This is a genomic window from Desulfopila sp. IMCC35008, from assembly GCF_010646885.2.
Lineage (GTDB): Bacteria > Desulfobacterota > Desulfobulbia > Desulfobulbales > Desulfocapsaceae > Desulfopila.
This window is the reverse complement of the sequence record NZ_CP050700.1, coordinates 920,428-944,849: the sequence shown is the minus strand read 5'-3', so window position 1 is coordinate 944,849 and position 24,422 is coordinate 920,428. Positions and strand designations below refer to the sequence as shown.

Sequence of the window (24,422 nt, the reverse complement as noted above, 5' to 3'; positions counted from 1 at the left end):
AATCAAGATTATGAAAGATTTCCGCTCTCCCATTATCCTTTTTCTTACAGGTGTTTTAGTATTTGCCGGGTGTAACGCCCATGCCCAATCTCATGGGAAGCTGAATTCAGCGGTCGATGCACTCGAGATCCAGTTGGAAATGGGAAGACACGATCAGTTCATCGAAATAAAACAGCATTCTGAAAACGTCCTCAACGAATTCAGCACCGATGGATGCAGCGGCGGTCTCTCTGTCGGCTGGGAGTATCTGGCTGGCAAAATTGAGAGTTTCCACGAGATACACGGTACCCAGCCGGCATGGGAATCATGTTGCATAACTCATGACCGTGTGTACCATAGCGGAGGTTCCGGTGTAACCACCCCGGAAGCCAGCTTTGAGGCGCGGAAGAAGGCAGATGAAGAATTGCAAAACTGTGTGGTACAAACAGGGATTGAACGAAGCACTTTACTCAGTAAGGAGTATCACCTTCCGCCGGAGGAAGTTGAAAGGCTCTACGGTGTAATTGCCAAGCTGATGTACCGGGCCGTTCGGGTTGGTGGTATGCCTTGTACCGGTCTCCCCTGGAGGTGGGGATACGGCTGGCCTGAATGCTCTGAAAACTGATCAATCGCCTACCAGGAAAGGTACCAATGGAAGATATATAATTCAAAATCGAAGCTGCCATGAGAAACGGGGAAATAATAAAAGTCAAAAGTTTACAGAAAACCAAAGATCTCCAAATATGGCGTTGATCACACCTGATCTTCACAAAAGCCAGGTGCTTCATTAACAGGTATACTGACGAAACGTCCAGGGCATAAAATCACTTCAGCAAACCCGAGTCTCTCATATCCTTGATAATAAGGTCGGCATTTTTCTTTACAATGCCTTCTGCCGATGAAGGATTAAAACTCCTGGTCGCACCGGCCCAGATCATTTTGCCACTGCTGGTGGCAAATACTGTGGTCTCTAGCTTGACTATGGTATCGGTGGTCGTATATCCCGGTGTACTCACATACCGGTACGACCTTCCATAATAACTGTTGAAACCATGTCTGCGACCGAACATCGGCTCGTATTCATAGGTGGGTGGTACATATCTCTGCTTTTTTTCAATATCTGCAAGACAGGCGATAATCGCTGCATCCACCCCGGTCTCCGCAACCGCTTTACGAATTGCCTCTTCGCTATATGGTTTAACCGAATCCGGGATAATAGTGTAGGCGGGAATTCCCGTTATACCGCCCTCATTTATGCGCGCGACAAATTGGCTTTCATACATTTTCCGCTGGATATCATTTTTCATAACCCCGACAACAAGTACTTTCTGAATAGGGGGGCCAGAAAAAGATTTGTCACTCCAACTGGTCACAAGCTTGGTTGAAGAACATCCCGACAAGAGAAGCAGAGTAAAGGATATCGCAATAGCAGTACAACTGATGCTTTTTCTGAGCACAACATCACCTCCGGATAAGCAACCAATACACACAGCGACCAGGAGTCGCTGTCCGAGAAGGCCCTTTCACCCCAGTTCTTCGTTAGTATATAAAACCAATACTCGGTATATCAACCATATGACTGCGCTTATTATTCTAAAATGCCCCGCTCTGAGAAAAAATGTCAAATCTCGGACAACCTCCAGAAAGACATATACAGAACAGACAAGGACCAGTAACAGCAACCGGACCCGATTTCGAATCCATTCCCAGGTTCGCAGATGAACACTCGCTCGTCAAATAGCTGGTGGCCGGATTTATACCTGGCTTTTTTTCAAATCATCCCAGTACTCTTCCCACTCCAGGGGAAGCATCGCTTTTTTTTTGGTATTGCACTCCTTACAGGCGGGTACAAGATTATCCTTGGTAGACATTCCACCTCGTGCCAGTGGTACAAGGTGGTCCATGGTTAGTTGTTTGTAGCTGAACTTTTTTCCACAGTAATGACAGAGCCCTGATGCGGTTTTACGCTGCCACCAACGACTTTTCCGCAACTCCCTGGCTTTAGCCCGCTCTGTTCGCAGGATCGCCTCGTCTGTCCCGTCAATACTGAAATATTCCATTACTGATCAACTAACTGTCCGACCAGATCTGCACGGACGGCACCTACCAGATAGAGTGAACCGGCAACCACTATAAGATCTTCTTCCGTCGCAAGTTGTTCCGCTTGAGACAGAGCTTTTGCCACATCCCGCTCCAGAAAAACCTCAACTCCCGAGTCTTCGGGAAGACACGCTGCCAGTTGTTCAGGTTCCGCTGAGCGTTCACCTTCCGGTCTGGTAAGAATAACCGTATCAGCCAGGGGCAACACCTCCCTTAACCCCGCTCCGATATCCTTATCAATCATGGCTCCCCAGACCAACACGATATGACGATAGCTATACTCGTTGGCAAGTGTCATTGACATATTTTTGACACCTTCCGGATTGTGCGCACCATCAAGCAGATACCTCACATGCCTTTCCCCTGCAGCTGAGCCAACAGGGAGTTGCTCACGGTTGAGACGGTCAAGCACCAGATACTCCAACCTCCCCGGCCATCGCACCTTGGTCAATCCTTTCCGGATCTGCTCACCTGACACCTCAAAGCCATGCTTGGCCAGTAACTTTAGAGTGGCCAGGCAGAGCGAACCGTTCTCACGCTGATAAGCACCCCGCATGGTGCATTGCAGCCCGGTTACGTCCTCACCAAGTTGTATTGCACCACTCTTCCAGTCCCAGTTATCATTGCTTTGCCCGCTATAGCTGAATTCCCGCCCGAGTAGATAAAGAGGTGCATTACACTCAGCTGCCTTCCCGGTCAACACATCAATTATCTCACGGCCACCACCCGCAGCCACAACCGGTATATTCTCTTTTATGATACCGGCCTTTTCACCCGCCACTTCAGCAATGGTCGTACCAAGGTACGCCTCATGATCCATGCTTATCGAGGTGATAACCGAAACCATCGGCAAAACCACATTAGTAGCATCCATGCGCCCCCCAAGGCCCGTTTCAAGAATCACAACATCCAGATCCGATTCTGCAAACCAGAGCATGGCCAGGGCCGTGGTGAATTCAAAATAGGTAATGGTATCTTCACCTAGCGCCTCAACAATACGAGATGCATGGCGGGCAAATGCCTCCTCACTTATATAATCCTCGTTTACCCGGAAACGCTCCCGCACATTGGAAAGATGAGGAGAGGTGTACAACCCTACCCGATACCCCGCTTCACGCAGGACGGTCAACAGTGATACACTTACAGAACCTTTCCCATTTGTGCCTGCCACATGGATAAAACGGAGTTTCCTATCCGGCTGATCTACCCGTGCCAGAAAGGAGCGCATTGCCTCCAGGCCAAGCTTAATCTTGTGGAGCTGGAGGTTATCGAGAAAGACAATGGCCTCATTAAAGTTCATAATTTCCTTTGCCTAATACGGTCCATTTACATATGGGATGACTATAAAATTTTAAGTTTGGCATAATCGAGATGTAACGTCTTCATGCCATGGCGATCAAAAGCAACATCGAGGGACCGCGGTGGAGCCAATTTCCTGACCACGCCCTGTCCAAAAAAAGGATGTTGAACCCTGGCCCCCACACTCAGGTCTTCCATGGTCAGTTTCCGCTCTTTTTTCTTCTTGGGAATTGGAGGAGAAGAATACGACTCCTGCCGTCTTGGCGGTCGATCAAAATAACTCGATGCTTCAGCCTCAACCCGTTCATACAAACCGGAACTGATCTCAGATAAAAACGGAGACATACCGACCCGACGAAATTGCCTGTCCGGAGTCATCAACTCCCGGGGATAGGTGAGGTACAGATGTTTCCTGGCCCTGGTTGCAGCAACGTACAGCAGGCGCCGTTCTTCCTCCCACTGTTCGCCTTGAGCCGCAGCACCGTGGGGGAAACGTCCTTCCGCCAGACCTATAACAAAAACTGCATCGAATTCAAGCCCCTTGGAAGAGTGAATGGTAGAAAGAATCAGCCGTTCACCACTGCTGTCTGATTGTTTTTCTGACTCTGGCGGATCAAGAGCCGTATCATCTATAAAGGATTGCAGGTCATCATATCCTGCCATTATATTTTTAAGCTGATCCAGATCCTTTTGACGTTTCGGATAATCATCGCTGTAAAGATCCATGAAAACAGGTTGATAATATTCGGTGATGATCTCGAACAATCCGGACGGGCGCTGGTCACTGTCATGAAGGTCACGAAACAGCTTATTCAAACGATCCAGTCCATACTTCCAGGTTTTCCCCGGCTTATAGGCCTGCAGGGCCACAAACGGATTTTCTGCTGCAGCAATTGAACCGGTAATTTTCTGCGCGGTTTTGGGACCGACCTTATCCAACTGCAGCAGGATTCGGTTCCAGCTCAGATTATCGTAGGGGTTGACCAGAAGCCGTAGAAAAGACAACACATCTTTCATATGGGCCGACTCCGTCAGTTTAAGCCCGCCTCGTTTCTCAAAATCGAATCCTTCGGTATTGAGCTCCATCTCCAGTTTATAAGAGTGGAACCCGGAGCGAAACAGTACCGCGATCTCCTCGAGAGGAAGGCCGCCCTCATGCAGCTGGCGGATCTTTTTCACCACAAAACCAGCCTCTGCACGCTCGTCTCTCGCCCCATAATATCGAGGCTTCCGGTCACCTTCTATGCGGGTAAAAAGTGTCTTGGTGTACTTTTCCTCGGCGTTTCGGATGATATCATTGGTAAGTGAGAGAATCGGTTGGGAGGAACGGTAATTTTCTTCCAGCTTGACGATACAGGTATTCTCGAACACCTTGGGGAAACGCATGATGTTATAGAAATCCGCACCCCTGAAGCTATATATGGATTGAGAGTCATCGCCCACCACCATAACATTGTCATGGGTATAGGCGGCGAGACGTACGATATCGGCCTGGATCAGGTTCGTGTCCTGGTACTCATCAACCATGATATGGGAGAAACGGTTTGAAATGATCTCACGAACCTCAAGCGACTCCTCGAGCAACCGTTTCCAGTTCACCAGCAGATCGTCGTAATCCATCAAACCGTGATTGTACTTAAAGGTCTGGTACTCTTCGCGCAGCTTGATAATATCTTCCAGATGATCGCTCAAATGGCTGTACTGCTCGTAGACCAGGTCCTCAAGTTCAATAGATTTATTGACAGAACCGCTGATGATATTGATAACGGCCCGTTTTGACGGAAACTGCTTCGATCGACCGCTCAGACCTAACGATGATTTCAACAGGTTGACGATACCCTCCGCGTCAGCCCGGTCTATGATGGTAAACGCGGATCCAAAACCTATATGTGAGCCGTACCTCCTGAGCAGCATGTTGGCAAGACCGTGGAAGGTTCCGCCAACGACCCTGCTGCACGACTCATTCAGCAGATGTCCTGCCCTCCAAAGCATCTCCTGGGATGCCTTTCGGGTAAACGTAAGAAGCAGGATTGACTCCGGTGCCACTCCCTTATCCATCAAGTGAGCAACCCTATACACCAGGGTGCGGGTTTTACCACTGCCGGCCCCGGCAATAACAAGAACTGGTCCATCAGTCCTGGTTACAGCGGCATATTGCTGTTCATTGAGGTCCTCCAGGTTGATTCCGGAGAGCGAAGGCGTACCTGTATTGGGTAAAAATTCTGAATTCATGGCGGCCACTATATCACAGGGATCAGGCGCTGGCAACGTCGGTTGACAAATAGGCTGGGGGAGGTATAGTACCTGTCCCAAAGGGGCTGTTTTGTATAGGAAGCAGCTCATGTTCCTCATCTACAACAGCAAGGGAAACTATGCAGACAGAATCTTTCGCAAAGGTATTTAGCAGGGAAACACTGACGGCGATTTTCCCGCAGGACCGTTCAAACGAATTCTTTGACGCCCTGTTCGGGGATGCAAGTGAGGGAGCATACGACATCGAGCTCGCCTATGGGTCAGCAAGCAACAATAAACTGGTTATGGAACTGCACCTCCACGAAAGACCGGGGCATTGTCTGGCATGCAACCTCACCCAGGGACTACCGCAGGTTTTCAGTCGCCACCCCATTATAAATCTCAACGGTGTAGTTGAAAAAATTGATGAACTTCTTGGTGATACTGTCAACTGCAAGGACTGGAAGCTTGGATACACTGAACAACGAAGCAAATCGACCCACGTTATCCCGCTTACAATAAATATTGAGATCGCCTGATTTCCGTTCGTTTACCAAAATGAAAAAGGCCGGTTCGAAAATGAACCGGCCTTTTTCATTCAATTTATTACGATGCTGTTACAGGGTAGCAACCCGTGAACGTCCCTGCGCTTTCGCATGATATAAAATATCGTCTGTTCTTTCCAGCCACTCATCCAACCCTTCACCCTGTTGTAACTGAGATAACCCTATACTGACCCCAAGCTTTATATCCTCATTGGCACGAATATCGAGTTCGTCAACTGCAGCGCATAAACGCTCTGCCAAATAACAGGCATTTTCATGGTCGGTATTATCAAGGATCAACAGAAATTCGTCTCCACCCATCCGCACCAACAGGTCGCTTGAGCGAACCGCATTTTTGAAAACCCTGGCCACAGCTTTTAACGCTTCATCACCTGCCAAATGACCGAGATGATCATTAATGGACTTAAACCTGTCAAGGTCCATAGCGATCATGCTCAGCGGATTGTTATAACGAATGGCACTATCCATCATCCCATGAATTCGCTCTTCGAAACTGCGGCGATTGGCTAAACCGGTCAAGGCATCGTTACTGGCCCGCTCGAACAGTTCCTCGTATTCAAGTCCTCGCTGAAGGGATTCTGCCAGGACAACAAGTGATTCGTTTATGAGCCCAACTTCTTCGTTCGACAGCTGGCGACCTTCTTTTAAGATCAGCAATATTCCGGCATCTTCGGAAGTCTCAAACAACCACTTATGGGCGTACTGCCCATCTTGGCTGGTATAGTCTCCGTCTTTGGCAGACTGAGAGGTCAAAAGTTTTTCGGCATAGGCCATGGCCTTCCGCCGGTTCGGTCCGTGCCCGGAACAGAAGAGATGTTTTTTATTACGGGTAGAGTTGTTATAACCGATCAGTTCATGGGCGACCAACGGCATAAGCCATACAGAATATGCCTCAATCATGCCTGTGATGCTAAGAACCCCGGCCATACGACCGTGAAGCTGGTTCATCAGGTCCAGTCTTTGCGACTGCCGTTTCAGGTGATCGAGCTCAACCAACACATCAGACATCTCCGCAGACTCAGTCCCGGGTGTCATGGTGTTCTGTTTGAGTGTAAGTTCGTTCATGAATGCTATCTCTAAAAGTAAATTGCCTGCTGTTTTTAGTCTCTACTTATGTATCGACAGGATGGCTGAAAACTTTACTGCTTTTTTACCCGCTCCCCCTCTTTTGAACCTCTTGAAAAGATAACTCCGTCAAATCACAGGTGCTACAATATGAACATGCAACCGGAAACACCCTAAACATAGCAATATTAATGCCATACTCCATCGACATCCTTACCAGAGAACCTGTTGACTATTTATTAGTAGTGTATTTTCCCATAATTAGGACCTGCAAAAAAGTATAGGAATTGAGTTGGCAAACACTCTTCTGAGAGGTACATTCTCTGGGAGAATATATGACACCAACTGCTCTTGCCATTAATTTGACACATACACATACACCGGAATACATGCAAACAGAACAACTGATAGGTCAGCTCTTTCTAACTGGATTCTATGGAGAAAGCGTCACAGCAAAAAGCCCGGTGATACACGACATACAGGAAAGAAACCTCGGAGGTGTCATTTTCTTCGACCGTTTCCTGGCAGGTAAAAAGCAGTTCAACAACATCATCTCCCATAACCAAGTCAAAGAACTGACAAGCAGATTACAAGATACTGCGGGTGGACAACTGCTCATTGCCGTTGACCAGGAAGGCGGCCAGGTCAACCGCTTCAGAAAGGAGTCGGGATTCCCCCAGACCCCTCCGGCCCAGGAATTGGGTGAATCAACAGACACTACTCGAACCAGGAATGCATCATCAGCCACCGCTCGCCTGCTTCTTGACATCGGCTGCAACTTCAATCTTGCACCCGTTGTCGATATAAACAGTTTTCCAGACAATCCAATTATCGGCAGATACAAGAGAAGCTTCTCCGACCTTCACGACATGGTCACCAAACATGCAGCAGCTTGGATAGAAGAACATCACCAAAGAGGAATCCATTGCTGTCTTAAGCACTTTCCCGGGCACGGCAGTTCAAGAGCAGACTCTCATCTCGGCTTTGTCGACATCACAGACAGTTGGCAATCCAGCGAGCTTACCCCGTATCGATCGTTACTGAAAGAAGGCCTGGTAGACAGTGTAATGACTGGACATTTATATAATCGTAGTATAGATTTTGAATATCCGGCGACCTTATCTGCCTCCACCATTTCCATCCTCAAAAAGGACCTGGGGTTTAACGGCCCCCTACTTTCGGATGACATGCAAATGGGTGCCATCACCAGCCGTTACGGGCTGGAGCAGGCGGTCTGCCTTGCCATACAGGCCGGTGTCGACATGGTCGTGGTTGGCAACAACCTCGCGTACGACCAAAATATCCTCAGTAAATTGGTCAAGGCAGTACTCAACAGTATAAAGCGCGGTGATATTTCTGAACAACGATTATACGATGCGTATCATCGAGTTCAAAAACTCAAACAACCCCTACAACAGTAAAGGAACGTCATGCCAAAACAACAAACTCATTCCGTTATGTTTGGTTACCTGATGTGGATATTCGGATTCCTGGGAATGCATAGATTCTACTACGGTAAACCCATTTCCGGCACCATCTGGTTTTTTACCCTTGGCCTTCTCGGCATCGGCTGGATTGTTGATCTTTTTCTTATTCCGGGAATGGATAGGGAAGCGGATATCCGTTTTGCGGACGGCGATGTCGATTACAATATCGCCTGGCTGTTACTTGCCTTCCTCGGTGCTTTCGGTATACACCGCATGTATATTGGCAAGTGGATCAGCGGCCTTCTCTATCTGGTAACCCTCGGCTTTGTCGGTATCGGTGTCATCTACGATCTCTGGACCCTTAATGACCAGATCACGGTCATTAACGGCAGACAATAACTGCAGTGCGACCTACAGTGCCTTGGCCATCGTGTTGTGTACAATGGCCGAGAGTTCGCGCATGGAAACGGGTTTCATGCAGTATTGATCCACCCCTGCCTCATCGGCAGCCTCACGGGGTAACTGCTCTGAATAACCAGTAATGAGAACCACCGGCAGGTCGCTGCGCAACGCTTTGACTTTCTTGCACAACTCAATGCCGGTGAGTTCAGGCATTGTCAGATCTGTGAGCAATAGGTCATAGTCTGCCGGACTCTTTAAAAAGAGGGCAAGGGCGTCAAATGCCGAGGTCTTACCAGTAACCTTGTAGCCAAGACTGGTTAACAATTCACCGGTTACCTGGACGACCTGTGCTTCATCATCTACCAGAAGGATATGCCCCGAACCCTGGATGAGATCCGTTGTATTAACAACGTGATCAAAACTGGTTGCCTGTTCAACCACCGGAAAGTAGAGGTCAAAGGTGGTTCCCTCACCAACCTTGCTTTCCACCTCAATCCTACCCCCCTGCCTATTTACGATACCGTGAACCATAGCCAGTCCCATGCCGGTACCACGGCTTTTTTCCTTGGTGGTGAAATACGGTTCGAAGATACGCTCCAGTTTGTCTTTCTCAATCCCGCATCCGGTATCTGCCACGCTCAACTTAATGAACTTCTCATCGCTTTCCGATTCATCCTGACTGAGCGATACGGTCAAGGATCCGTGCTCTCCTGCCATGGCCTCGGCACTGTTGGTACAGAGATTGATCAGCACCTGATGGATCTGGACCGGGTCCACAGATACCATTCCACAGTTTTCATCGATCCTCTCGTGAATGATTACCGTACTAGGCAAGGAAACCCGCATCAGTTTCATAACTTCTTTGATGATAGGATGCATATACTGAAGGGTCTCTTTTTTTTCGCTTGAACGGGAAAACGTCAAAACCTGCTCAACGAGTTTTTTGGCCCGTTTGGCAGCTCTCAGTATGCCGTCCAGGTAATCCTGAATCGCCTTGTCCTCAATACCATCCTGCTGCATTTTCAGCCGAATAATCTCCGAATAGCCCATGATAGGGGTCAACACATTGTTAAAATCATGGGCAATACCTCCGGCTAGCGTACCAATAGCCTCCATCTTCTGGCTATGACGCAGCTGTTTTTCCAGCTTGAGCTTTTCAGTGACGTCCCAACCGATTATAAGATAGGAAAGCATTTCACCATCGGCTCCCAGAACCGGCGTCCCCGCCATCTCAACCATATACTCTTCACTCCCCCCATTCTGAATATCAAAGGCTTTTATGATTGGTTCCCGGGTACCGTTCTCATTTCCCTTTGGGATAGAGCAGAGCTCACAAGGTTCCTGCCGACCGCAGAAAACTTCATGGCAGCTTTTACCAACCGGGTCCTTATGCAGTTTTTTTACCTGCTCATTGACCCAGACGATCTGGTCCTTGTCATCCACAAGGCAGATAATTCCGGGGAACCCATCAAGAATAGCCTTCTTCTCTGACTCACTTGCAAGCAGGGCTTTCTTTATTCGATCCAATTCGGCTGCAACCTCGGCTACCTCAATATCTGCTATGTTTTCAACCACAATTCCAGCCTCATCCATGAAGTTCTGTACTATGAGTACCTTGAGATTTTCGGTATTCTTCCATGAAATCCCCTTCAGTACTGATCGTTATAAACGTTTACACTCTTTAAATATTGATTCTATCCATAATGGCCATCCATTACAACCCGTTTTGCTCGTCAGGCCACCACTCGTTTTACTTGACTCTTCAACACCACTCGGTAATACTTGCGCCACAGAAGCTGCACTCTCAAAAGAAAGTGGTACCGTTAACAGTTGCTGTGGGCAACTTCATTACACGAGATCAACACGTATAAAACTAAAGATACATGATGAGCAACACCACAAATAAAATGCCTGACAAGCCTGATATCGATTACCCCTGCACCTGGGTTTACAAGGTCATAGGGGAAGACACTCAGGTTTTACAGGAAGTTATTGTAACGGCATGTGCCCCGACTGAGGTGGCTATCTCCCACTCTCATTCAAGCTCCGGCGGCAAATACCACAGCCTCAATGCAAAACTTACTGTTGAGGACGAAAAAACCAGGCTGCAAATATACGAACTGCTGAAACAGCATCCCGCTGTAAAAGTCGTGCTTTAATCTCCATCGGATCAACAGACGTATGAGTAACGAATCACCAGAAAAAAAATCCCAGCTTCTCGCAGTTCTTCGCGAGGGTATAAGCGTTGTCCAGATGATTGTTTTTAAGGAAGTTCGAGCGGAACTCGCTATCAAGTTCCGGGACCAAGACAAACAATTTCAGTCTTTACTGGCTGGGGCAATCACTAACGAACTTTTTGGAACACCGAACACGGAAGGAACATTTCTCAAATTTCGTGAAAAAAACAAAGCCACAATCGAGCAGGAGCTTCTCTCATTAAAAGAGGATTATCCCACCCTGCTGTCTCCTCTGACAGATGCCCTCCGCGTCCAGGCACTCTGCGATAACCAGGATGGCCTTGACGGCTCAGCGGCACTGGCACGGGCGAAGGAACTGGGCTTTCTCTTGCTTGACCGTGATGTTCCACTGCCATCAGCCTTTATGACCATGGTCCGGATGCTCGGCCACCAGCACAACCTGATAATTCCACCTGTCCAGATCAGCCCGGAGCAGGATAAAATCATTCACTAGGAGCGTGTCCGAGAATGGCTATTTCTCAATCTCTTCGGAATTGTAGAAAAAGAAGATCGGCCATATCACTGATATAAAATGCATTATATTCATGAACAAGGGGAAACTGGGGGACGTGCATTCCCATACAACCATCCAGGTCGCTCCCTTATCCTTCAATGAGCTGGACCCGGATCACACCACGGACAGAATTGCAGCAATAGAGGGCGTCGGCACCGAGGATATCGTGCGGATACAGAACCTGCTCATTCACAGGGACCTCTACCAAGCCCATCAATTCCTGTATCATTACACCTTTTAACAGACCACTGGATGCCGGGGGAGTGAGGTACGAGCCATCTTTATAGATAATGATATTTGTAATTGCTCCTTCCGTCACTTCTCCGGACTCGTTGACAAACAGGTAGTCCAGGCACCCCTCCGCACACGCCCTGACAAACTCTTCATCATATAGTGAACGCATGGTTGTTTTATGATACTGCCAAGTCTGGGTGGAATCTACTGCATGCTTTGAAAACCTTACCCTCGGCAGTGATTTTCCACCAGCCACCGGGCATTCAGGCAAAGTCCTATTCCCTGGTAGTTTACAATCGGCGGTGGTTAATTCAAATGTTCCATCTTTAGCAAGCGTCAAGCGAACCCGGGCAGGCTCTGTAAGGCCTTCGACACAGTGCTGAAGCGCACGTTCAATCCCATCCCGATCATAGCTGAAATAATAATATTCAGCTGAGCCACCCAAACGCTGCAGATGTCTTTCAAGAAGCCAAAATCCTGCCTTCGGCTCCCACAGGAGAGTTTCAATCAATTTGAATTCAGGCACAGGATCTGTCAGAAATTTTCCTTTCAATAAACACTCCTGCCACTCATCACCGGAATCGGAATCATGAGTCACTCCTGAACCAATCCCCATTTCACCCCGCTCACCATTTAACACCACAGTACGAATCGGCACATTAAAAACAGAACTGCCATCCGGTCCAAAAAAACCGATTGCCCCTGTATACACACCGCGATACTCCTTTTCGAGTTCGGCAATAATTTCCATGGTCCTGATTTTAGGCGCCCCTGTGACCGAACCACAGGGGAACAACCCTTTGAAAAGGGTTGCAAGTGAAATGCCATTCAAATCCCTGTCATTCCCCCTGCCATGGACGGTCGAGGTCATTTGCAGCAAACCCTCATAGGTTTCTACATCGAAAAGCGAGCGGACCGTCACCTCACCGCCCCCCGTTTCGTGAAGTACGCGACCTAGATCATTACGCAACAGGTCGACAATCATCACGTTTTCACTGCGATTCTTCCCATCATTTTGCAAAAACTCCCTGGCACTCTGGTCTTCCTTGAGGGTGCGGCCTCGCTTCAATGTTCCTTTCATGGGCCTGGCAGTAAGCAGTTCCACGTTTTTACGAAAAAACAGCTCGGGTGAAAACGACATCACTCGCTCATCTCCCCACCTGACATATGCCCCATACGCAACGGACTGGTTCCTTCGCAGATCTCTATACAAACTCTCTGGAGAACCGGATAAGCCGAACAAAAGTTTCAGCGTGAGGTTCACCTGGTAGGTATCCCCGGCACAAATGTATTCCTTAACCCGCTTTAAGGCATCGAGATAGTCTTGCTCTGTTATATTTGGGGTTATGTCCTGGACTGAATATGTGCCGGGAGAAAAGGCCGCTGTACAATCTAATTTTGAAAAGTCTTCTACTCCCGTAACATGATTAAACGTGTGCGGCTGTTCGAAAACACCAAGGTCTGCAACACATGACCCCGTTTTCCCTGGACCAGTGGTTAGACCAGACACTTGTCTGTCCAGCAAGTAACCAAATTCATACCCAAACCAACCTGCGACCCAATACCCCTTATCGAGCCACAACTGGACTTCATTCAAAAAGTGATAACCATCCCCGTCAATGCTGCACTTCAGCCGTTTCACAGGAGAAGTAAAAAGATAGCTGGCACTGTTTTCAAGACAAGGCCGGGAAGTGTCAAAAAAAGCAAATTGTTCGGTTTGTGCAAAATAGCCCAACAGCTGTTTAAGCAGGGAGTCAGGGACTGTATACATGAACTTCTCCGGAAACCAGGTTTCCCATATGGTACTACCAACATACCTATTAAACGGAATTACAGCAAAAAAGGGAAGATGTCCTTTCTATGCCGCAATAATTCACAGTTTTTAGACCAATTCCTTTCTTGCATGGACTGAATAAATACCATATAATGGCGTGCTAGTAAGTAGAGCCCGCTGCATTTGGTTTTATGGTCTGCATTTCAAAAATCAGGCTATGCTCCTTTACAGCAGCTTACTGAACCTGAACTCAAAACAGCGTCATCAACCGATCATCAACGATCAGTAAAAAACGCAGGATGCATAAGCCAGAAGATAACATTGTTCCAGTGGATGTTGTCAACGGCTTTTTCATGCGTTGAGCAAACGTATAGGAAACGATCTCAACATGATATTGCTCCACTCTTTCGGTTTCGGTCCACTTCGGCCCTGTAACCGAGAAAAACTCGCAGCCCCCCACCAGCCGCACTTCCAGGTTCAAAGGTTATTTTTATTATTCATACCGGCTCTTTTCGACCGGCTGGCGGGACCCCTATAGTCCGGCCTTAATGACAAGAATGTCAAACGTTTGTTTCTATTGAGATAGAACATACACATAAACCATCAGACATCTTAAAGGAGAACATCACATGTCGCGTAAAATGGTTACTATTGATGGCAACCAGGCCTGTACCCATGTCGCCTATGCCACGAGCGAGATCATCACCATTTACCCCATCACACCTTCTTCACCGATGGCGGCCGAATCCGATGCCAAGGCTGCGGGCAAGCAGGAAAACATCTGGGGAAGCATCCCCGTAGTGACCCAGATGCAATCAGAGGCAGGTGTTGCAGGGGCGGTTCACGGTTCCCTGACCACAGGTGCCCTGTGCACCACTTTCACCGCCTCCCAGGGTCTTCTACTTATGATCCCGAACATGTACAAGATTGCCGGAGAATTAACCCCGACCGTTTTTCACGTTTCCGCACGTGCACTGGCATATCAGGGTCTTTCAATTTTCGGCGATCACAGCGACGTTTACGCCGCCCGTCAGACCGGTTGGGCAATGTTGTGTGCCCAAAATGTTCAGGAATGTATGGACATGGCTCTCATCTCAACCCAGGCGAGCCTGAAGTCCAGAATACCTTTCATGCATTTCTTCGATGGTTTCCGCACCTCCCACGAGGTCCAGAAAATCGAGGAACTCACCATGGATGATATGCGTGCCGTTGTTGATGAAGACCTTATCACAGAGCATCGCAAACGCGCCCTCACCCCGGATTGTCCGTCAATACGAGGAACCGCCCAGAATCCTGATGTTAACTTCACCGGCCGTGAGACCGTCAACAAATATTATAATGCAACTCCTGCCATCGTACAGGAGACCATGGACAAACTGGCAGAGCTCACCGGTCGGCAGTACCACCTCTTTGACTACTATGGAGCGGAAGATGCCGAGGATGTCATCGTCATCATGGGCTCCGGTGCTGAGACTGCTGCAGCAACCATCGATTACATGGTAGCCCAAGGCGAGCGTGTCGGCATGGTTATTGTCCGTCTTTACCGTCCGTTTGACGCGAAGGCTATGGTCAATGCACTGCCGAAAACCGTTGAGAGGATTACCGTTCTCGATCGTACCAAGGAGCCGGGATCCATCGGCGAGCCACTGTACCTTGATGTCCGCGCTGCTGTTTCTGAGGCAATTGAAGCCAACCCGAGCGCTATTCCGCCGGTCATCTACGCCGGTCGTTACGGTCTGGGATCTGCCGAGTTTACCCCGGCAATGGTTAAGGCTGTATTCGAAAACATGACAGCCATGGCTCCCAAGAATAAATTCTGTGTTGGACCGCACGACGATGTGTCTTTTACCAGTCTCGATTACGACTCATCCTTCAACATTGAAAGTGACGACGTTTTCCGTGCCCTGTTCTACGGCCTCGGTTCTGATGGTACCGTTGGTGCCAACAAGAACACCATCAAGATCATCGGTGGTGAAACTGACAACTCTGCCCAGGGTTATTTCGTTTACGACTCCAAAAAGTCGGGTTCCATAACCACCTCCCACGTACGTTTCGGTGACAACAAAATATCCGCACCGTACCTAATCAACAAGGCCAACTTTATCGCCTGTCATAACTTCACTTTCCTCGATAGTTATGACATGCTCTGTAACCTTGAAGAGGGTGGCACATTCTTATTGACCTCCGGGTACAATAAAGATGAGGTTTGGGATCATATGCCCGATCGCGTGCAGCGTGACCTGATCGAAAAGAAAGCAAAATTCTATGTCATCGACGCGATCGCACTCGGCCAGGCTCTTGGCCTCGGGGCCCGCATTAACATGATCATGCAGACCGCTTTCTTTATGATCTCCGGTATCCTCACCGAAGAGGATGCGATACGCTCCATTAAAACCGCCATAAAGAAAACCTACGGCAGCAAAGGCGACAAAGTCGTCCAAATGAACTATGACGCTGTCGATGGAGCTATTAAAAATATCTTCCAGGTCGAGATCAAGTCCGATATTACCGGCCACGAACTTCCCCCGACCGTGCCGGAGCACGCACCTGACTTCGTCAAGAATGTCACAGCCAAAATCATCGAGGGTAAAGGCGACAAGCTGAAAGTCTCCGAGCTCCCGGATGACGGTACCTGGCCGACCGCAACCACTCAGTACGAGAAGCGTAACATCGCTGTTAACGTACCGAGCTGGATTCCTGATAACTGTATCCAGTGTGGCCAGTGTTCTTTTGTATGTCCGCACGCCGCGATCAGGACCAAGATCGTACCTGAAGTAAAAGAAGGTGTTACATCTCTGAATGCTGTCGGTAAAAACTTCAAGGGACAGCAATTCATCCTCCAGGTTTTCACCCAGGATTGTTGCGGTTGTACCCTCTGTGTAAGTGCTTGTCCGGCAAAAACAAAAGCTCTCGAAATGGTCCCGAATACCGAAACATTAAAGACCACCGAGATCCCCAAAGTAGACTACTTCCTCAGTCTTCCTGAAATCGACCCGGCGCTTATCAGCCCTGGCACCGTCAAGGGTAGCCAGCTGCTTCGCCCACTATTTGAGTTCTCCGGCGCTTGTGCCGGTTGTGGTGAGACCCCATACGTCAAATTGGTTTCCCAGCTTTTTGGTGACAGAATGGTTGTGGCTAACGCCACAGGTTGTTCATCCATCTACGGCGGCAACCTGCCGACCACTCCGTACTGTACCCGTACCGATGGTCGTGGACCGGCCTGGGCCAACTCGCTGTTCGAGGACAACGCCGAATTCGGTCTGGGTATGCGTTTTACCGCCAACAAGCTCTGTGCCCAGGCACTCGAGCTGGTTGCCAAGATAGCCGATGCCGGTCTTGTCAGTGAAGATCTGGCCAAGGCAATTGCCGACGCCCCGCAGGGAACCCAGATGGATATCGAGGCCCAGCGCCAGCGTGTGACCGAACTGAAAACTGCCCTTGAAGGAAGCAAGGACATCCTGGCCAAACGCTTGATGCCAATTGCCGACTATCTGGTTAAAAAGTCCGTTTGGATTATTGGTGGTGACGGTTGGGCATACGATATCGGTTACGGTGGTCTCGACCATGTTCTGGCATCCGGTGAGAATGTCAACGTACTGCTTCTCGACACTGAAGTATACTCAAACACCGGTGGTCAAATGTCCAAGTCCACCCCGCGTGCAGCTACCGCACAGTTTGCCTTCGGTGGCAAGAAATCACCGAAGAAAGATATCGGTATGATCTTCTCGACATATGGGAACGTTTACGTCGCCCATATCGCCATGGGTGCCAACCCGGGTCAGGCCGCCAAGGCTATTGCAGAGGCAGAGGCATATGACGGACCATCCCTGATTATTGCTTACTCACACTGCATCAACCATGGTATCAACATGGCAAACGGCCTCGAACAGCAGAAGAAAGCCGTTAGCTGTGGTCATTGGCCACTGTACCGCTTCAACCCGGAACTCGAAGACCAAGGTAAAAACCCACTGACCATCGATTCCAAAGAGCCGACTATGAAATTCTCAGATTACATCCTGAGTGAGAACCGCTACAAGGCACTCAAGCGTATCAATCCTGATGAGGCGGAAGGTTTGATCGCCCAGGCGGAAAAAGATGCAGTGAAGTCCTGGAAGTTCCTCAAAGGTCGCCGTGACGCTCTTGAGCCTGAGAAAGAAGAAGAATAAGCATTTATCCGAGTACAACTCCTGACCCGGTAACGGGTCAGGAGCGAGCAACGCATAAAAAAAGGGCGGTGGATATTTTTCCACCGCCCTTTTTATTTTTTGCAGCCCGAAATTCTCATCAGTTAAGACGATACCGACCTCGAGGTTTTTAGCAGCATATCATAGCAGACTACATACATCACTACAAACACTAGATAAATCGGTACCTTATACGCCAACCTTTGGTGAACATTTTGTACGATTCGGTAATCGTCCCTGAAATGCCTGATGCCTTCTATTGAGCTGTTTCAAAACCAAATAGACACCTTATTCCTTAGAAATTCGGGTTAGCTGAACAGGAAGACTACTTCTTGTTCTCCGGCTTCATAGAGTCGATATCCGCCTTTAAATCTTCATACTGACGAATCGCCTGCAGGACTGAATCATCCTGCTTTGTCTTCATCTCAGAGACCTTGGCCTTGATCTTTTCTTCCTTGATCTGTAGTTCCGGAAACTGTACGCCAAAGAGACTCGAAGCGAGATATTTGAACGAGAAATGCATCAACTCAACATCATCTTCTTTTATTTTCTGTATCGTTTCTTCATCGACGACATAGGTGTCAAGGAAAGAACTCTCAAAGATAAAGCGTTTGAAATGCTGAAGGTCGGTTGAGGCCATAAAAAACATGCGCTTCCCCTGTTCGGAAAGCGTAGCCTGATGGCCATGGGATTTACGACGCATAACCAGGCGCAGCCATTCCCGGTTCATTTCGTCACGTACATCAATGCCCTGATCTTCACGCCACTCCTTTACTGTCCAAGTCTTGTCTTCCTCATGCCCCTTGCAATAGTCTTCCTTGACCACAAAGAAGAATTTATCATCGGCACCATGAACCTCATTACCACTGGCATCTTTTGTTCCACCTTCATGAAAGTCTGCCATACCAACCGGGTAATAACGACAAGCAGAAGGTCGATCACTGTAGACAGTACAACCATCCGGGGTGACAAACGGGCACTTGTTATCCTCCTCACGCATCTTGATCATGACCCCGGGCATATCCGTTTTTTCGAGATAGGTCGGAGTGGTATACTGATGCAGAAACTCATGTGCTTCGATTCCCAGTCTCTTTGACAGCACCAGGATATCATAGGGGGTCAATACAATCTTGATTCCACCGCAACAAGCCGTAAAGCAGCTAACACCTGGATGACAGCGGAACTGGATCATGCTGTCCAGTGTCAACTTTTTAGGCATAATGCTGGATGGATTTTTTTCCTTACCAAAGAGAGTTTTCTCCTTGGCGCTCATCTGATCTTGATTTTCACTCATTGCTCCACCTTATATGTAAAAGATTACTTGATTGCAAAGGTGCCGAAAAACTGACAGCAAACACGTATATTAAACCTCCACTCCTGCACTGTCAAATGCATTTCAGAAAAAGCACGCTACCACATCGTTATAGTGGAAGAAATATCTCTGTGTATGACAAAGTGACGGCTATTGTTTCAACTATGGTTGATTCGCCTTGCAGTTTTACCCGAATATTCGTATATGAGTGATGAAGTTGCTATGGAGCATATCTTTTCGCCTGAACCCCGAGAAACGGGACATATGTCTTGATCGACGTTTTGAATCAACAATCCCGGAACTACTTTCTTTTCGCTCGTTATTTACCTATTTTTACAGGAAAGTGAGAGACCAGGTTTTCAGGAATCCAGCTGTATTTTTACCTTGAGGTAGTTTATTTTCATGAAGATTTTTTTAACACCTGTCGATCTTTCTTCAGCCAGTACCGTTATATACCACCTGCCGGGTGGTCCTGCCCTCACCGTACAGGTCGAGGGTATCGAAGAATACATCGACCTCGAACTTGAACAGGGGCACGTCTGCGATACCTCTGATATCGACGGAGTCGTCCATTTCTTTCCACGGGGAAATGCCTGATACTGACACCGGATCATTCCCCTCACCCCCACAAAACACCTTAAAAACCCCTCCAGTGAGGACCACACAAAGGCATATAAACACCTATTGTGACGGCCATGTTCACACCCGGCTCTGCCATCACGCCACAGGTGAAATGGAGGAGTATGTCCAAAGTGCAATAGCTTGTGGACTTCAGGAACTGATTTTTCTCGAACATATGGAAACAGGTATAAATTACCTGGAGCCGGCCTGGCTGACTGAAGAGGATTTCGACTATTATTTCAAAGAGGGTGAAAGACTAAAGAAAAAATACGCTGGGCGTATCCATCTCGGGCTCGGTGTAGAACTCGGTTATAACAGGGAGTGCAAAGAAGACATTCAGGAAAGGCTGGCAGCAAGGAAGTGGGACAGGGTCGGTATCTCCTGCCACTACCTGCGTTACGACCAGGAGGGCACGCACATTAATCTGTTAAGTCGGAATCCTGCCAATTTCCCTCTGGCAAGGGCTGTGGGTACCAGAAAGATTCTAAACGACTATTTTGATGATCTCACAGAAGCTGTCCAAACCCTGCCGGGCACAACTCTCTGCCACCTGGATGCGGCCCTTCGTCACCTGCCGGAAACTGAATACCTGCCAGTACATGAAACAAAGATTAGAAAATTGCTGGGAGCTGTAAAAGAAAAAGAAATGGCGGTTGAGATCAACACCTCTGGTTTCCCTTTTCGCAACATGCCTTTCCCCGCCCGCGCCATTCTCGCCATCGTCCTGGAAATGAATATTCCCTTGACACTCGGCTCCGACGCCCATTCGCCAGAACAGGTGGGCAGACACTTTGACGAAGTACCGGACTACATCAATTCAGTATTTCAGACATTGCCTTCTTGAGCGAGGCTGCGTTAAACGGCTTGTGCAATATGGAATTGACACCAGCTTCATAGGCTGCATCATTGTCTTTAGCCTCGTTCTGGGTTGTTACCATAATTATCGGCAACTCCTCAAGCGGATAGGAGTCCCGTATCTGCCTGGTCATTTGTACACCAGTTATTTCCGGCATATTCAGGTCGGTCAGCACCATGAGTGGTTTTTCATCCTTGAGCCACTCAAGCGCTGAAGCGGGAAACTCAAAGAGTACAGGATCATATCCCAACTCATGCAGGGTTGCCTTGTATATGTTAAGAATCATGCGTGAGTCATCCACCGCGACAACCTTCAGCCGTTCAGCCTTTTCTTCTCCACCTTCAATACGTGCGGCGAAATCCGCCTTGCCGTTCTCAACCAGCAGGTCATGGTAATGCTCGCGAATATCCTTGTGGGTATGCGGCAGGTAATAGAGGGCCAACTCCTGGAATTTCTCATCACCAGCCAGGCTGAGGAATACCTGGTCCACCTGAGTGTTGACCAGGATCTTCACGATATGTCTGGCGTCTTCATCCGGTCCCTGCAACAGGTTCCTGATACCGACTCCCAGAATGGATGAAAAATTTCGATCTATTGCCCGCGCCGCCGCCACACAGACATGATCCTCGGGATCGTTTAATCCGGCTGTCAAAGTATAGGCACCTTTTTTCAAAGGCAGCAATGCAAGCGCCTCATATGCAGCAAACCTGACATTAGCACTTCTTGGCATGGTATCGAGAAGCTTACGGATGGGGACAATAGCTGACTCATCACCAATATCGCCAAGGACGTTTAAGGTATGGATTAAAAAATCGGGATCGTCGTGGGTCAGGTTAGCAATAAGTATAGGTACGGCCTTCGGACCAATATTGACCAGCTCCCTCTTGGCATAGCTTCTCATATGGGCATAATGGGAACGGAGAGTGTCGTTCAACTTTTCCAGGGACACCTGATCCTGAACTGTGGAAAAGATAGAGAGAATCATGAAATCGATTTCGTTATCAGTCCCCATCCTTTCTGCCAGCCGATGCATGGCTGTCGGTGTGCCGACCTGCCCAAGTGAGTGCACAGCCGCCATAATCATGTCACGATTTGCAGAATAGAGATAATCGGTAAGGAAATTTACAGCCAGCGGATCTCCCAGTATCCCAAACGTTTCGATGATGAGTAAAATCTCCGAATCATCATCGGTTGCTCCGGCGATTTCTAAAAGAGTCGCGGTGGCTTCCGTACACTGAAGTTCACCAACGGCTCGAATCAGCTCAATCCTGTTATCAATCTCTTCGCTGACCAGAAATTCCGGCAATTTCTCAGGAAATGCCATGAGACTTGATAACAGGGTATCCCTGATAATAGGCATTTCATCGGCAATCTCAACCTTCTCCGTCAACAGGTAAATCAACAATGGCACAGAAAAATCGACATCAGCACGGGATAACTCATAGAGTAACCTGTTACGCGTCTTTGGGTCTATATCTTCAATGTGCGACAATACCAGTCTGGCCTTCATACTGTCGCCAGTTTGTACATTTGCTTGAATTTCCTCAATCATATGTTGGCCGTTTAACACAGACATGCATTACCTCTTCAAAATTTAAATACTTCATCCGTCCATTTTACATTCTGCTCTGATAATCATTCTTACTCTATATGTACTGAAAAACCAATAGTCGATAGCAACCCCATAATGACATACTAGCACAAAGAAACAAGTGTTGTCTAACAGGAGGGAAAAATAGGCAAAAATGAAAAAGCCTTCCCGGCATAACACAAAAATGATAGTCGGGAAGGCTTCAAAAAGTGATCACCGGATGACCAGTGAGCCAAGGCATACACTATACGGATAAATCAGGGGTTACTCCAACCAATCAGCACCGACACGACGGATAAAATTTAAACCACCCGGGAGTACGAGATAATTTTCTTTTCCAACTGTTCCCATAAAAAGCTGGATCTCATACGATCTTGATCCGGCGTTACAGACGACGATAACAGTCTTATCTGTTGTCAGTTCACCATGTCGTGCTCGCACCTGATCATAGGGGATGGATAACCATTTCTCTGGATATTTTTCAACCAGCGGTGCTGCCTCCTTGGTGTGACGAACATCCAGAACCAGCCAGTCAGGATACAGTGACTGGTCATCCATCCAACGACAGAACTCCTGTGGGGAGATCTGATTCATTCTTCCATCGCAGATGTTTTCTGCCACATATCCAGCAGCATTAATTGCATCAATAGCTGCAGAGAACGGAGGCGCATAACACATCTCAATATTATAGAATTCATCGATTGTCGCTCCATCAGAAATAGCAACAGCGGCCGCATCAATCCTGGCCGACAGCCCATCATTCATAGGACCCACACCTTCCATTCCCAGAACTCTTCTGGTCCTTTTATCAAAGACCAATTCAAGACACATAACGGCCTGACCAGGATAGAAATGTGCCCGATCCGAAGGAGAGGTATAGGAACTCTCGGCATCGAACCCTTCCGCCTTTGCCTGTTCAAGACTGAGACCGACGGCACCAATACAGATATCAAAGGCCTTCATGATAAAACTGCCCACAGCACCCTTGAATACCGTTGGGATTCCTGCCATATTATTGGCAGCCACACGACCTTCCTTGTTTGCCAGGCTGCCAAATGGGGCGAAAAAACGCTTTCCGGTTACAAGGTGCATGATCTCAACACAGTCTCCCGCAGCATAGATTGCAGGGTCGGAGGTCTGCATCCGTTCGTTGACGACAATTGCACCATTTTTCGAAACCTGCAGACCCGCCTCAACCGCAAGTTGAGAGCGTGGCCTGACACCTGCCGCCAGAATAACAAGATCCGCCTCAAGTGTTCGTTTACCCGTCTTGAGGCCGACAACTTTACCATCCTCACCCAGGACCTCCTGCGCCGCTTCACCCAGAAAGACCTCAATATTATTATCTCGCAGATGTTTTGTGAGCATGGAAGCCATCGACCAGCCGACGGCACTTGGCAGCAATTGGTCCATAAACTCTACAACGCTTGTTTCAACGCCCCAGAGATCGGTAAGTGCTTCTGCCATCTCGAGACCAATGGCACCTCCGCCGACGACAACAGCCTTTCCGACCTTACCCTTGGCAATACGATCCTTGATCTCAATAGCTTTATGCAAATCACTGATGGTATAGACACCTTCGAGGTCGACGCCCGGCAAAGGAAGTCTTACAGGCTCTGAACCGGTGGCAAGCATCAGGATGTCATATTCAAGATCGCTCTTGTCACCGGTTTTTACATACTCGACGGTAACAGTTTTTTTCTCCCTGTCAATCGAGAGGGCCCTTGTGGAGGTAATGGTTTTGACCCCCTTTGCATTTTCAAAAAATGTCGCATCCCGCACCATATGAAAACTGGTGGACCGCAGTTCCTTCTCATCCGGAACATCCCCGGACACGTAATATGGAATTCCGCAACCCCCATAGGATATCATGCTGTCCTGATCGACTAACGTTACGTCACTATCCGGCATTAACCGTTTTGCCCTGACTGCCGTTTTAGGGCCCGCAGCCACACCACCGATTATCACTATACGCTTACTCACTTCGCCCTCCGCTAACTTGTATTTACAAAAGACAACAGTACGAAAA

Annotated in this window: 19 protein-coding genes; 9 read left to right on the top strand and 10 right to left on the bottom strand. The window is 48.3% G+C overall.

Features of this window, described 5'->3' with window-relative positions; all coding sequences use genetic code 11:
- The first annotated feature begins 10 nt into the window (after positions 1–10).
- Positions 11–604 (top strand): hypothetical protein, encoded by a 594-nt coding sequence (locus GA520_RS04225; protein ID WP_163337932.1) that lies wholly within the window; start codon positions 11–13, stop codon positions 602–604.
- A 199-nt stretch (positions 605–803) separates the two neighbouring features.
- On the opposite strand, the gene GA520_RS04220 is transcribed toward GA520_RS04225, so the two are convergent.
- The 4 genes from GA520_RS04220 to GA520_RS04205 all read right to left on the bottom strand — a co-directional run bounded on the left by GA520_RS04220 (position 804) and on the right by GA520_RS04205 (position 5,610).
- Entirely contained in the window at positions 804–1,436 is a 633-nt protein-coding gene (locus GA520_RS04220) for a hypothetical protein (protein ID WP_163337933.1), read from the bottom strand.
- 297 nt (positions 1,437–1,733) lie between these two features.
- Positions 1,734–2,039: an HNH endonuclease gene (locus GA520_RS04215; RefSeq protein ID WP_163337934.1), complete on the bottom strand. Its 306-nt coding sequence runs from the start codon at positions 2,037–2,039 to the stop codon at positions 1,734–1,736.
- A complete protein-coding gene (locus GA520_RS04210) occupies positions 2,039–3,379 on the bottom strand; it encodes a folylpolyglutamate synthase/dihydrofolate synthase family protein (RefSeq protein WP_163337935.1) in 1,341 nt (446 codons plus the stop codon). Before GA520_RS04210 ends, GA520_RS04215 begins: the two co-directional genes overlap by 1 nt.
- 41 nt (positions 3,380–3,420) lie before the next feature.
- Positions 3,421–5,610 carry an ATP-dependent helicase gene (locus tag GA520_RS04205; RefSeq protein WP_163337936.1) on the bottom strand — a complete coding sequence of 730 codons (2,190 nt, stop codon included), beginning with the start codon at positions 5,608–5,610 and terminating at the stop codon, positions 3,421–3,423.
- 140 nt (positions 5,611–5,750) lie between these two features.
- Here GA520_RS04205 and GA520_RS04200 point away from each other — a divergent pair, with 140 nt between their 5' ends.
- On the top strand, positions 5,751–6,149 hold the full coding sequence (locus tag GA520_RS04200) for a pancreas/duodenum homeobox protein 1 (RefSeq protein WP_163337937.1): 399 nt from the start codon (positions 5,751–5,753) through the stop codon (positions 6,147–6,149).
- Between the two features lie 78 nt (positions 6,150–6,227).
- On the opposite strand, the gene GA520_RS04195 is transcribed toward GA520_RS04200, so the two are convergent.
- On the bottom strand, positions 6,228–7,241 hold the full coding sequence (locus GA520_RS04195; RefSeq protein ID WP_163337938.1) for a GGDEF domain-containing protein: 1,014 nt from the start codon (positions 7,239–7,241) through the stop codon (positions 6,228–6,230).
- Positions 7,242–7,576: 335 nt separating this feature from the next.
- Between GA520_RS04195 and GA520_RS04190 the strand changes: the two genes are divergently transcribed.
- Together GA520_RS04190 and GA520_RS04185 are read left to right on the top strand one after the other, a co-directional pair.
- Complete coding sequence (locus GA520_RS04190) at positions 7,577–8,662, top strand: glycoside hydrolase family 3 protein (protein ID WP_163337939.1); 1,086 nt, start codon at positions 7,577–7,579, stop codon at positions 8,660–8,662.
- A gap of 9 nt (positions 8,663–8,671) precedes the next feature.
- Positions 8,672–9,067 (top strand): TM2 domain-containing protein, encoded by a 396-nt coding sequence (locus tag GA520_RS04185; RefSeq protein WP_163337940.1) that lies wholly within the window; start codon positions 8,672–8,674, stop codon positions 9,065–9,067.
- Positions 9,068–9,079: 12 nt separating this feature from the next.
- Here the strand turns inward: GA520_RS04185 and GA520_RS04180 are convergent, their stop codons facing one another.
- A complete protein-coding gene (locus tag GA520_RS04180; RefSeq protein ID WP_163337941.1) occupies positions 9,080–10,663 on the bottom strand; it encodes an ATP-binding protein in 1,584 nt (527 codons plus the stop codon).
- Between the two features lie 314 nt (positions 10,664–10,977).
- On the opposite strand from GA520_RS04180, the gene GA520_RS04175 reads away from it, so the two are divergent.
- Positions 10,978–11,229 carry a DUF493 domain-containing protein gene (locus tag GA520_RS04175; protein WP_163337942.1) on the top strand — a complete coding sequence of 84 codons (252 nt, stop codon included), beginning with the start codon at positions 10,978–10,980 and terminating at the stop codon, positions 11,227–11,229.
- Positions 11,230–11,251: 22 nt separating this feature from the next.
- Positions 11,252–11,761 carry a hypothetical protein gene (locus GA520_RS04170; RefSeq protein ID WP_163337943.1) on the top strand — a complete coding sequence of 170 codons (510 nt, stop codon included), beginning with the start codon at positions 11,252–11,254 and terminating at the stop codon, positions 11,759–11,761.
- Positions 11,762–11,909: 148 nt separating this feature from the next.
- Here the strand turns inward: GA520_RS04170 and pabB are convergent, their stop codons facing one another.
- Positions 11,910–13,826: an aminodeoxychorismate synthase component I gene (gene pabB, locus GA520_RS04165; RefSeq protein ID WP_163337944.1), complete on the bottom strand. Its 1,917-nt coding sequence runs from the start codon at positions 13,824–13,826 to the stop codon at positions 11,910–11,912.
- A gap of 632 nt (positions 13,827–14,458) precedes the next feature.
- On the opposite strand from pabB, the gene nifJ reads away from it, so the two are divergent.
- The gene (gene nifJ, locus GA520_RS04160) at positions 14,459–17,995 is read left to right on the top strand and encodes a pyruvate:ferredoxin (flavodoxin) oxidoreductase (protein ID WP_163337945.1); all 3,537 of its coding nucleotides are present in this window, start codon (positions 14,459–14,461) and stop codon (positions 17,993–17,995) included.
- Between the two features lie 343 nt (positions 17,996–18,338).
- On the opposite strand, the gene GA520_RS04155 is transcribed toward nifJ, so the two are convergent.
- Positions 18,339–19,307, bottom strand: coding sequence for a YkgJ family cysteine cluster protein (locus GA520_RS04155; protein ID WP_163337946.1), 969 nt, complete (start codon positions 19,305–19,307; stop codon positions 18,339–18,341).
- A 420-nt stretch (positions 19,308–19,727) separates the two neighbouring features.
- Here GA520_RS04155 and GA520_RS04150 point away from each other — a divergent pair, with 420 nt between their 5' ends.
- Both GA520_RS04150 and GA520_RS04145 read left to right on the top strand, forming a co-directional pair.
- Positions 19,728–19,922, top strand: coding sequence for a hypothetical protein (locus GA520_RS04150; RefSeq protein ID WP_163337947.1), 195 nt, complete (start codon positions 19,728–19,730; stop codon positions 19,920–19,922).
- The gene (locus tag GA520_RS04145; protein ID WP_163337948.1) at positions 19,915–20,790 is read left to right on the top strand and encodes a histidinol-phosphatase; all 876 of its coding nucleotides are present in this window, start codon (positions 19,915–19,917) and stop codon (positions 20,788–20,790) included. Before GA520_RS04150 ends, GA520_RS04145 begins: the two co-directional genes overlap by 8 nt.
- Here the strand turns inward: GA520_RS04145 and GA520_RS04140 are convergent.
- Together GA520_RS04140 and GA520_RS04135 are read right to left on the bottom strand one after the other, a co-directional pair.
- Complete coding sequence (locus GA520_RS04140) at positions 20,759–22,378, bottom strand: response regulator (RefSeq protein WP_163337949.1); 1,620 nt, start codon at positions 22,376–22,378, stop codon at positions 20,759–20,761. The genes GA520_RS04145 and GA520_RS04140 overlap by 32 nt on opposite strands.
- A 279-nt stretch (positions 22,379–22,657) precedes the next feature.
- Positions 22,658–24,376 (bottom strand): FAD-dependent oxidoreductase, encoded by a 1,719-nt coding sequence (locus GA520_RS04135; RefSeq protein ID WP_163337950.1) that lies wholly within the window; start codon positions 24,374–24,376, stop codon positions 22,658–22,660.
- Positions 24,377–24,422 lie beyond the last annotated feature (46 nt).

Bases quoted from the DNA above. Each gene is read 5' to 3' on its own strand.
- GA520_RS04225 (WP_163337932.1), top strand. From the start codon at position 11: ATGAAAGATTTCCGCTCTCCCATTATCCTTTTTCTTACAGGTGTTTTA.
- GA520_RS04215 (WP_163337934.1), bottom strand. From the start codon at position 2,039: ATGGAATATTTCAGTATTGACGGGACAGACGAGGCGATCCTGCGAACA.
- GA520_RS04210 (WP_163337935.1), bottom strand. From the start codon at position 3,379: ATGAACTTTAATGAGGCCATTGTCTTTCTCGATAACCTCCAGCTCCAC.
- GA520_RS04205 (WP_163337936.1), bottom strand. From the start codon at position 5,610: ATGAATTCAGAATTTTTACCCAATACAGGTACGCCTTCGCTCTCCGGA.
- GA520_RS04200 (WP_163337937.1), top strand. From the start codon at position 5,751: ATGCAGACAGAATCTTTCGCAAAGGTATTTAGCAGGGAAACACTGACG.
- GA520_RS04195 (WP_163337938.1), bottom strand. From the start codon at position 7,241: ATGAACGAACTTACACTCAAACAGAACACCATGACACCCGGGACTGAG.
- GA520_RS04190 (WP_163337939.1), top strand. From the start codon at position 7,577: ATGACACCAACTGCTCTTGCCATTAATTTGACACATACACATACACCG.
- GA520_RS04185 (WP_163337940.1), top strand. From the start codon at position 8,672: ATGCCAAAACAACAAACTCATTCCGTTATGTTTGGTTACCTGATGTGG.
- GA520_RS04180 (WP_163337941.1), bottom strand. From the start codon at position 10,663: ATGGATGAGGCTGGAATTGTGGTTGAAAACATAGCAGATATTGAGGTA.
- GA520_RS04175 (WP_163337942.1), top strand. From the start codon at position 10,978: ATGCCTGACAAGCCTGATATCGATTACCCCTGCACCTGGGTTTACAAG.
- GA520_RS04170 (WP_163337943.1), top strand. From the start codon at position 11,252: ATGAGTAACGAATCACCAGAAAAAAAATCCCAGCTTCTCGCAGTTCTT.
- pabB (WP_163337944.1), bottom strand. From the start codon at position 13,826: ATGTATACAGTCCCTGACTCCCTGCTTAAACAGCTGTTGGGCTATTTT.
- nifJ (WP_163337945.1), top strand. From the start codon at position 14,459: ATGTCGCGTAAAATGGTTACTATTGATGGCAACCAGGCCTGTACCCAT.
- GA520_RS04155 (WP_163337946.1), bottom strand. From the start codon at position 19,307: ATGAGTGAAAATCAAGATCAGATGAGCGCCAAGGAGAAAACTCTCTTT.
- GA520_RS04150 (WP_163337947.1), top strand. From the start codon at position 19,728: ATGAAGATTTTTTTAACACCTGTCGATCTTTCTTCAGCCAGTACCGTT.
- GA520_RS04145 (WP_163337948.1), top strand. From the start codon at position 19,915: ATGCCTGATACTGACACCGGATCATTCCCCTCACCCCCACAAAACACC.
- GA520_RS04140 (WP_163337949.1), bottom strand. From the start codon at position 22,378: ATGTCTGTGTTAAACGGCCAACATATGATTGAGGAAATTCAAGCAAAT.